Source organism: Peptacetobacter sp., from assembly GCF_029264495.1.
Taxonomy (GTDB): Bacteria; Bacillota; Clostridia; order Peptostreptococcales; family Peptostreptococcaceae; genus Peptacetobacter.
On record NZ_JARIBH010000071.1, the window covers coordinates 1 to 10,754 of the forward strand.

General features: G+C 28.2%; 9 protein-coding genes. All 9 read left to right on the forward strand.

The genetic code is table 11. The annotated features are described in order from the left end of the window. Window positions 1-250: 250 nt before the first annotated feature. A complete protein-coding gene (locus Q1J78_RS06690) occupies window positions 251-997 on the forward strand; it encodes a class I SAM-dependent DNA methyltransferase (protein WP_300280390.1) in 747 nt (248 codons plus the stop codon). Between the two features lie 18 nt (window positions 998-1,015). Then, entirely contained in the window at window positions 1,016-1,891 is an 876-nt protein-coding gene (gene hslO / locus Q1J78_RS06695; protein WP_300280393.1) for an Hsp33 family molecular chaperone HslO, read from the forward strand. 335 nt (window positions 1,892-2,226) lie between these two features. After that, on the forward strand, window positions 2,227-3,579 hold the full coding sequence (rpoN, locus tag Q1J78_RS06700) for an RNA polymerase factor sigma-54 (protein ID WP_300280397.1): 1,353 nt from the start codon (window positions 2,227-2,229) through the stop codon (window positions 3,577-3,579). Between the two features lie 371 nt (window positions 3,580-3,950). Next, a complete protein-coding gene (locus tag Q1J78_RS06705; protein WP_300280400.1) occupies window positions 3,951-4,976 on the forward strand; it encodes a sugar-binding transcriptional regulator in 1,026 nt (341 codons plus the stop codon). A gap of 63 nt (window positions 4,977-5,039) precedes the next feature. After that, entirely contained in the window at window positions 5,040-6,047 is a 1,008-nt protein-coding gene (gene gap / locus Q1J78_RS06710; RefSeq protein ID WP_300280403.1) for a type I glyceraldehyde-3-phosphate dehydrogenase, read from the forward strand. 344 nt (window positions 6,048-6,391) lie between these two features. Next, on the forward strand, window positions 6,392-7,591 hold the full coding sequence (locus Q1J78_RS06715; protein WP_300280406.1) for a phosphoglycerate kinase: 1,200 nt from the start codon (window positions 6,392-6,394) through the stop codon (window positions 7,589-7,591). A 188-nt stretch (window positions 7,592-7,779) separates the two neighbouring features. Continuing rightward, window positions 7,780-8,523, forward strand: a complete 744-nt coding sequence (gene tpiA / locus Q1J78_RS06720; RefSeq protein ID WP_300280408.1) for a triose-phosphate isomerase — start codon at window positions 7,780-7,782, stop codon at window positions 8,521-8,523. 40 nt (window positions 8,524-8,563) lie between these two features. Next, the gene (gene gpmI / locus Q1J78_RS06725) at window positions 8,564-10,096 is read left to right on the forward strand and encodes a 2,3-bisphosphoglycerate-independent phosphoglycerate mutase (RefSeq protein ID WP_300280411.1); all 1,533 of its coding nucleotides are present in this window, start codon (window positions 8,564-8,566) and stop codon (window positions 10,094-10,096) included. 331 nt (window positions 10,097-10,427) lie between these two features. After that, entirely contained in the window at window positions 10,428-10,652 is a 225-nt protein-coding gene (gene secG, locus Q1J78_RS06730; RefSeq protein ID WP_300280414.1) for a preprotein translocase subunit SecG, read from the forward strand. The last annotated feature ends 102 nt before the right edge of the window (window positions 10,653-10,754 follow it).

Genomic DNA, 10,754 nt, shown 5'->3' on the forward strand with positions numbered 1-10,754 from the left:
AACATAGGAACAAGAAATAAAGAAAAAGGATATACAGCAGTTCTTCATAGTGAAGAATTTAATTTTGATGAGAATATAATATTACAAGCTATGGATATATATGTAGAATTATTAGAATTAAAAGGTATGCTTGAAAGATAGGTAAATATATATATTTTATGTTATAATATATCTTATGCTATATTGGATTTTAGTCCAAAAGTAATTTATAATATTAGTTTGATTTGAACATAAAGCAGGAGGTTTTAAAATGGATCAATATAGAAATTTTGCATATATATATGATGAATTAATGGATGATGTAGATTATAATAAATGGATTGAATATATAGAAGATATTATAAAAAATGAACAAGCAGAAGTACAAAATATACTGGAACTAGCATGTGGAACAGGAAATATGACTATACCTCTTACAAAAAAAGGATATGATATAGCTGGAATAGATATATCAGCAGAAATGTTAGAAGTTGCTATGGAAAAAGCTGAGAAAGAAAATGTACAATTAGTTCTTTTACAACAGGATATAGCAGAATTAGAATTTGATATGGAAGATTTAGATTGCGTACTTTGTGCTTGTGATGGATTCAACTATCTTACATATGATGATGATTTAGAGTATGTATTTTCTAAAGTATATGAAATATTAAAAGAAAATGGAATATTTATATTTGATATAAGTTCATATTATAAAATATCAAAAATTTTAGGAAACAATACATTTACTGAAAAAAGAGAAGATACAGTATATATGTGGCAAAATTATTTTGATCCAGAAGAAGATTTAGTTGATATGGAACTTACTTTCTTTGTGAAAAATAAAGAAGGTACGTTTGATAGATTTGATGAAGTACATCAGCAAAGAGCATATGTTACAGATGATATAATTGAAAAATTAAATGATAGTGGATTTAAAAGTGTAAAAGCATACGGAGATTTTACATTTGAAAAACCTAAAAAAGATGCAGAAAGAGTATTTTTTGTGGCAAGAAAATAAAATATATGGAGGATTTATATGAATGATTATGTAATAAGAGCTGCTTCTAAAAATGGAGAAGTAAGAGCCTTTGTAGCAAAAACAAGAGATTTAGTAGAAGAAGCTAGAAAATCACATGGAACAACAAAGGTTGCAACAGCGGCACTAGGAAGAACATTAACAGCAACATCTATGATGGGGCTTATGATGAAAAATAAGGGTGATGAGCTTACTTCTATAATAAAAGGTGGAGGTCCTATAGGAACTATACTTGCAACATCTGATGCAAATGGATTTGTTAGAGGTTATGTATCTAATCCAAATGTAGAAGTTGAAAATTATCCAAATGGAAAATTAAATGTAGCTGGAGCAGTAGGTAATGAGGGAACTTTAAAAGTTATAAAAGATTTAGGTCTAAGAGAGCCAGTTAATGGACTTTCTCCAATTGTATCAGGAGAAATAGCAGAAGATTTTACTTATTATTTTACAGTATCAGAACAAACACCTTCAGCAGTATCATTAGGAGTTTATACAACTCACTATGAGGTTGAACATGCTGGTGGTTTTATAATTCAGCTTATGCCAGATGCAACAGAAGAAACTATATGTAAATTAGAAGAAAATTTAGGAAAGGTAAAATCTATAACAGAAATGTATAGAGAAGGTTTAACACCTGAAGATATTCTAAATATAGTTCTAGAAGGATTAGAACCTGTTATTCTTGATAAAGTAGAAGTTGGATTTAAATGTGTTTGCTCAAAAGATAGAGTAAAAAAAGCATTTATAGCTATGGGTAAAAAAGCTTTAGCAGAAATAATAGAAGAAGATCATCAAGCAGAGGTAACTTGTCAGTTCTGTAATAAGAAATATAATTATAATGAAGATGAATTAATAGAAATATTAAAAGAAATATAGTCTAATATTTATCTAATATGATTTAAGTATTTATAAGGTTGTCATAATAACGATGTTATTAATTGGGCAACCTTTTTTAATAAATAAATTTATAAGAGAAAAATATAAATAATAGTAGTTATTAGTAGGTATAAAATTTGAAAATTAAAAGGAAGTATATTGTATAATAATATAAATTAATTATTACAACTTACATTAAAAATATTTAAAATACACAGTTAATAGAAGATATGTTATATTAATATACTAGAGTAATTAGTGATAGTATTGAGAATTAGTTATAAAAATTTTAAGTATAGAGGGTATTAATATTTTAAGAAAGAGTGGGTTAAATTATGAATTTCAAAAATACTTTAGAACTTAAGCAGTCACAAAAGCTAATTTTAACAGCACAATTAAAGCAATCTTTGGCTATTTTAAATATGAGCAAATTAGAAGTAGAAGAAGAAATAAAAAAAGAAGCAGAAAATAACCCAATGTTAGAAGCAGAAAAAAATGATGAAGGAATAGATTGGGAGAAATACATAAAAAATATGGAATTAAAATCTATAAAACAAGATAAAAATGACATTCCATATAACTCAGAAAATAATATTGATTTTGAAAATATGATTAAAAATGTAAATAATTTATATGAGCATTTAAAAGAGGAATTAAAATATTTCAAATTAACATCAGAAGAGAAAAAAATATGTAACTATATAATAGATAGTTTAGATGAAGATGGCTACTTTAGATTGAATGATAAGAATATTTTAAGGACTCTAAAAATAAGTATAAATGAATTTGAAAAATGTCTAAATATAGTACAACAATTAGACCCACCAGGAATAGGGGCTAGAAATCTTTCTGAATGTCTTATTTTACAATTAAGAAAAATAGATAAGTTAGATACAACAATAGAGAATATAGTAATTAACGATTTAGAACTTATAGCTAAGAATAAGTTAAAAGAAATATCAAAAAAAAATAAAATAAGTATAGATAAATGCAAAGATGTAATATGCCTAATAAAAAGTTTGGATCCTAAGCCTGGATTATTGTATTCCAATGATAAAAGTATATACATTCAACCAGATGTAATAATAAAAAAAATAGAAGGAAGTTATTGTGTATACGCAAATGAAAAAGATAATTATAACTTAAGAATAAATGACTTTTACAAAAACATTATAAAAGACAGCTCTGATAAAGATGCAGAAGAATTCGTAAAAAACAAATTAAATTCAGCAGCAAATTTAATAAAAAATATTGAAAATAGAAAAAGTACAATATTGAATATTGCACAAGCTATTATGGAAGAACAGATAGAATTTATAGAAAAAGGTGAGAAATATATAAAACCACTAAAAATGAAAGATATTGCAGAAAAATTGAACATTCATGAGTCGACAATAAGTAGGGGAGTGAATGGTAAATATATGCTAACACCATTTGGTTTATATGAATTCAAATATTTTTTCAATACAGCTTTAGAAACTAATGTTTTTTGTGAAGCAGCTTCTAGTACTAGTATTAAAAGCGAGATAAAAGATATAATAAATAATGAAAATAAAAGAAAACCTTTAAGTGATGAAGCAATATCAAAAATATTAAAAGAACAAGGAGTTAACATAGCAAGAAGAACAGTATCAAAATACAGAGAAGAATTAGGAATAGCATCCTCAAGTAGAAGAAAAGAATTTTAATTCAAAATAAATGTAGAATATAGATTCCTCATATATTAAAATTATTTATAGTGAATAAACAAAATTAGTATATGAGGATATTTTTATGAAAAAAATTATGCTTTTAAATTGATTAAATATGCCCTAGAAAATCTGTTTATCTACTAATAAATAAAAAAAGCAAAAAGGAAAACGATTTATAAAACGTTGAAAAATTAACATATCTAGTATATCGTTTGCAGATTATAAAATAGAAAAAAGTTTTTGTTATTTTTATAAAAAGTATTGAAAAAATCAAATAAATACTATACAATAAAATTAACTTGTGGGACTGAAAAAAACATACGGGACAAAAATGTTCCCTAATCGGTTTAAAGCAAGAAGGAGTAAATATGAAAAATTTAATAGAAATACAAAAAAAACTTATACCACATGCTATAGAGCTTATGGAAAGAAGATATATTATTCTTAGACAAATTTCACTTAGTCAACCTATAGGAAGAAGATCACTTTCAAATAGACTTGGAATAAGTGAAAGAGTTACAAGAACAGAAACTGAGTTTTTAAAAGAGCAAGGTCTGATATGTGTAGCTGTATCTGGAATGACAATAACTGAAGAAGGAGAAGAATTACTTTTACAGTTAAAAGATATTATGGTTGATATTATGGGGATAACTAATCTTCAAAACAAAGTAAGAGAAAAGTTAGGTATAAAAAAAGTTATAGTAGTTCCTAGAAGTTGTGAAGATAATGAAGCAATTTTAAAGGATGTAGCAAAAGAAGGTTCAGAGTATTTCTTAGATATTTTGAAAAATGGAAATAAAATCTCTATAACTGGTGGAACGACAATGTTAGAATTTGCTGATTCTGTAAAAACAGAGAAAAAGTACAAAGATACATTGGTATTACCAGCTAGAGGAAGTATGGGGACTGATGTTGATACACAATCGAATAGTGTAACAGCTAGATTAGGTAAAAACATTCATTCTGAATACGAATTACTTCATATACCAGATGAGCTTGATGAGAGTGCAATAAAAACTCTATCACAAATCCCAGAAATCGATAGAACACTAAAACATATATCTGAAACAGATATATTAGTATTTAGTATAGGTAGAGCAGATGTAATGGCTAACAGAAGAAATCTTGATGAGAATCAAAAAAAGATTATCATTGAAAATGGTGCTGTTGGAGAAGCATTTGGTCATTACTTTGATAAAAATGGTGATTTAGTATATAAGCTTAATACTGTTGGTATAGATCTTGAGACATATAAAAAAGTCAAAGAAAATATTTTGATATTTGCTGGAGTTGAAAAGGTAGAAGCTTTTATGGCAGTATCAGAAATAAATAAGAATTTAGTTCTTATAACCGATGAACAAAGTGCTCAAAAGATACTTGAGTACAATAAATAAGTATGAAAAACGGTAAAAACCGCAGAAATAAAAATTTTTTAATTAACTTTAGGAGGTAGCGACATGGTAAGAGTAGCTATAAATGGTTTTGGTAGAATAGGTAGATTAGCATTAAGAAAGATGATGGAACAGCCAGAAAAATTCGAGGTTGTAGCAATAAATGACTTAACAGATGCAAAAATGCTTGCACATTTATTTAAATATGATACTGCACAGGGAAGATTTAACGGTGAAATAGAAGTTAAAGAAGGTGCATTCATAGTTAATGGTAAAGAAATACAGGTAACAGCAGAAAGAAATCCTGAAAACTTACCTTGGGCTGAATTAAAAATAGATATAGTTCTAGAATGTACAGGATTCTTTACTTCAAAAGATAAAGCAGAAGCTCATATAAAAGCAGGTGCTAAAAAAGTTGTTATATCAGCTCCAGCAACAGGAGATTTAAAAACAGTTGTTTACAATGTAAATAGTGATATACTTGATGGATCAGAAACAGTTATATCAGGTGCTTCTTGTACTACAAACTGTTTAGCTCCAATGGCTAAAGCTTTAAATGATAAATTTACTTTAGAAAAAGGTTTAATGACAACTATACATGCATATACAAATGACCAGAATACTTTAGATGGCCCTCATCCAAAAGGAGATTTAAGAAGAGCTAGAGCTGCTGCAGGAAACATAGTTCCTAATACAACAGGTGCTGCAAAAGCTATAGGTTTAGTTATACCAGAATTAAATGGTAAATTAGACGGAGCTGCACAGAGAGTTCCAGTAGTAACAGGATCATTAACTGAACTTGTTTGTACATTAGGTAAAAAAGTAACTGTAGAAGAAGTTAATGCAGCTATGAAAGAAGCATCTAATGAATCATTCGGATACAATGAAGATATGATAGTATCATCTGATATAATAGGTATGAGCTACGGTTCATTATTCGATGCAACTCAGACAAGAGTTATGGAAGTAGATGGACAGCAGTTAGTTAAAGTTGTTTCTTGGTATGATAATGAAATGTCTTATACTTCTCAGTTAATAAGAACATTAGGATACTTTGCAGGATTAAGTAAATAATAATTTTAAGATTATATATCTTTAAAATAGAATTACTTAAACTGAATACAGGAAAAGTAATATAAAATAGTTAACCTATATACACTTTATAATATAAAACTTGAATACATTTAAACCTTAATATGATGTATGTACCCCCATACATACAAGATTGTTAATGTAATTCAAACAGAAAAGTCCTAGTTTGTAGTTTTTACTACGGACTCGGGCTTTTTTTGTAAATAGATATGATAGATAAATATAAATAATGTACATAAAACATAGGTAATATGATATATTTAATATTAAAGAAGTGTGAAATTAGTTACACTTAAAAATACTTCAAATAAAAGGAGAAATGCTTTATGTCAATGCTTAACAAAAAAACAATAGAAGATATACAGGTTGCAGGAAAAAGAGTATTAGTAAGATGCGACTTTAATGTACCATTAAAAGACGGAATAATAACTGATGAAAACAGATTAAATGGTGCATTACCAACAATAAAATATCTTATAGACAATAATGCTAGAGTAATACTTTGCTCACATTTAGGAAAACCAAAAGGAGAAGCAAAACCAGAATTATCTTTAGCACCAGTAGCAAAAAGATTATCAGAAATGTTAGGTCAGGAAGTTAAATTTGCTGCAGATGATAATGTAGTTGGAGAAAATGCTAAAAAAGCAGCTGCAGAAATGAAAGATGGAGAAGTAATATTACTTCAGAATACAAGATATAGAAAAGAAGAAACAAAAAATGAAGAAAACTTCTCAAAAGAATTAGCATCATTAGCTGAAATATTTGTAAATGATGCTTTTGGTACAGCACATAGAGCACATTGTTCAACAGTTGGAGCTGGAGAATTCTTAGAAGAAAGAGTTTGTGGATATTTAATACAAAAAGAATTAAAATTCTTAGGTGAAGCTGTTGAAACACCAGAAAGACCATTTGTTGCAATACTTGGTGGAGCAAAAGTTTCAGATAAATTAGGTGTTATAAATAATCTTTTAGATAAAGTTGATACACTTATAATAGGTGGAGGAATGGGATATACATTCTTAAAATCTATGGGACATGAAATAGGAAATTCATTACTAGAAGAAGATAAAATAGATTATGTAAAAGAAATGATGGCAAAAGCAGAAGAAAAAGGAGTTAAACTATTATTACCAATAGATATAACTTATGCTGCTAAATTTGGAGAAAATGAAACTCCTATGATATCAGAAGGTAGAGATATACCAGCTGATTGTGAAGGACTTGATATAGGACCAAAAACTGCTGAATTATTCGCAGATGCAGTAAAATCAGCTAAAACAGTTGTATGGAATGGACCAATGGGTGTATTCGAATTTAAAAACTTTGCAAAAGGAACAGAAGCAGTAGCAAAAGCTATGGCAGAAACAGAAGCTGTTACTATAATAGGTGGTGGAGATTCTGCAGCAGCAGTTAACCAGATGGGATTTGGAGATAAAATGACTCATATATCTACAGGTGGTGGAGCATCTCTTGAATTCCTAGAAGGAAAAGAATTACCAGGTATAGCATCTTTAGATGAAAAATAATAATAAATTATATTAATTGGCGGATTAATTTCCGCCTTTTGACTAGTTTGAATCAATATTACAAATTGTTGATTAAATAAATTTAATTGATAAATATAATAAATATATTTTGTTTTTGAAAATATTTAAAGGGGTATAATTACAATAAGCTAATTAACTCGTATAAATAAAAATTTGGAGGATTAAAAATGAGAAAACCTATAATAGCAGGAAACTGGAAAATGAATAAAACTATAAAAGAAGCATTAGAATTTGCAGAAGCAGTAAAAGGTAAAACTTGCCCAGATAAAGCAGAAGCAGTAATATGTGCTCCTTTTACATTATTAAAAGATCTTAAAGAAGCAGTAGCAGGTACTGATATAAAAATAGGTGCTCAAAATATGCACTTTGAAGATAATGGTGCTTTCACTGGAGAAGTAGCACCAGCCATGCTTAAAGAAATAGGAATGGATTATGTTATAATAGGACATTCTGAAAGAAGACAATACTTTAATGAAACTGATGAAACAGTTAATAAAAAAGTATTAAAAGCATTAGAAGTGGGTATAGATCCAATAGTTTGTTGTGGAGAAACTTTAGAAGAAAGAGAAGCTGATAAAACTAAAGATGTAGTAAAAGTTCAGGTAGAAGAAGCACTTAAAAATGTTGCTAAAGAAGATTTATCAAAAGTTGTAATAGCTTATGAACCAATATGGGCTATAGGAACAGGCAAAACTGCAACTTCAGAACAGGCTAATGATGTAATAGCTTATATAAGAGAAGTTGTTAAAGGATTATACAATGAATTAGCTGAAGAAGTTAGAATACAGTACGGTGGATCTGTTAAACCAGCAAATGTAGCTGAAATAATGGCACAGAGCGATATAGATGGTGCATTAGTTGGTGGAGCAAGCTTAAAAGCAGAAGATTTCCTTGGATTACTTAATTTCTAATTAAAATAATTTTAAGAATATAGTTTTAAGGAGAAAAAATATGAAAAAACCAGTAGCATTAGTAATAATGGACGGATATGGTTATTCTAAAGAACATAATGGAAATGCTATATATACAGCAAAAACTCCTAATTTAGATAGATTATCTACTGATTATCCTTGTACTTTAATGAGAGCAAGTGGTCTTGATGTAGGTCTTCCTAATGGACAAATGGGTAACTCAGAAGTTGGTCATACAAATATAGGAGCAGGTAGAATAGTATATCAACCACTTACTAGAATAACAAAATCAATACAGGACGGAGATTTCTTTACTAATGAAGTTCTTTGTCAAGCAATGGAAAATGCAAAAGAAAATGCACTACACATAATGGGATTATTGTCAGATGGTGGAGTACATTCTCATATAGAACATTTAAAAGGTATTTTAGAAATGGCATCTAAAAAAGGAGTAAAAAAAGTATATGTACATGCTTTCACAGATGGTAGAGATACTGATCCAAGAAGTGCAATTGGATATGCTAAAGAAACTTTAGATGCTATGAAAGAATCTGGTGTTGGAGAATTTGCAACTGTATCAGGAAGATACTATGCAATGGATAGAGACAATAGATGGGAAAGAGTAGAACTTGCATATAATGCAATGGTTAAAGGTGAAGGAAATAAATCAGAATGTATATTAGATGCTATAGAAAAATCTTATGCAGATGATATAAATGATGAATTTATAGTACCAACAGTAATTGAAAAAGATGGAAAACCAGTAGCGACAATAAAAGAAAATGATTCTGTTATATTCTTCAACTTTAGACCTGATAGAGCAAGACAGATAACAAAAGCAATTGCTGTTAAAGATTTTGATGGATTCAAAAGAGAATTCTTCAATACATATTTCGTATGTTTAACTGAATACGATGCAGCAATAAACAAAGATGTTAATGTTGCATATAAACCAGAAACTCTTGTAAATACATTAGGTGAATACTTAGCTAAAAATGAAAAATTACAGTTAAGAGCAGCAGAAACAGAAAAATATGCACACGTTACATTCTTCTTTAACGGTGGTGTAGAAGAACCAAATAAAGGAGAAGATAGATTATTAATACCTTCTCCAAAAGTAGCAACATACGATTTACAACCAGAAATGTCTGCAAATGAGTTACTTGAAAAAGTGGAAGAAAGATTAAATGAAGATAAATATGACTTTATAGTTGTTAACTTCGCAAATCCAGATATGGTTGGACATACAGGAAGTATGGAAGCAGCAATAAAAGCTGTTGAAACTGTAGATAAATGTGTTGGTGAATTAGCTGATAAGATAATATCAAAAGGTGGAAGCTTAATAATAACTGCTGACCATGGAAATGCTGAACTTATGACAGATCCAGAAACTGGAAAAACTGTAACAGCTCATTCAACAAATCCAGTACCATTTATAGTAGCTGGAGAAGAATTTAAAGGAGCAAAACTTCTTGATGATGGTAGATTATCAGATATAGCTCCAACAGTACTTGATATGATGGGAATGGAACAGCCAAAAGAAATGACTGGTCACTCTTTAATAGTTAGATAGTATAATTTAAAATAATTGATATTAATATCTTATCTAAGTATAGATTTCATAAAAAATATAATAAAATAAGAAAACTTTAAAATTTATCCATCAAATAAATTTTATCTATACTTAAGGTAAGGTTAATATATACGGATAGAGTCATTGTAAATTACAATGGCTCTTTTTATTTTGAAAATAATTAAAATAATAAAAGTATAAACACTTTATATATTTTATTTTATAAAAATAAAGATCAAAATTTCAGAGATATTATAGTTTATTGAAATTTAAAAATATATATGTTATACTAAAATGTAAGAATATATTCGATAAACAGGAGGGAATTATGATAGTTAATGTTTTAATGGCTCTACAAGTAATACTTGGAATAGCTTTAATATTGGTTATAATGCCACAAGAAAATAAAACTGCTATGCCTTCTCAATATGGTGCAGAAGGAAATCAGACATACTTCAAACCAAAGGGAAAACAAGCATTTCTTAATAAAGTAACTAAAGTAGTATCAATACTATTTTTTATAAATGCAATAGCATTAATTGTAGTTACAAAATAGTCTACAACCGGCCATTGTTAGACTAAAAGATTTTAAAGTTAAATTTAATTTTGAAGTTTATAAATACTGCTGTATGTCTTTTGATGTCAGCAGTATTTTTTA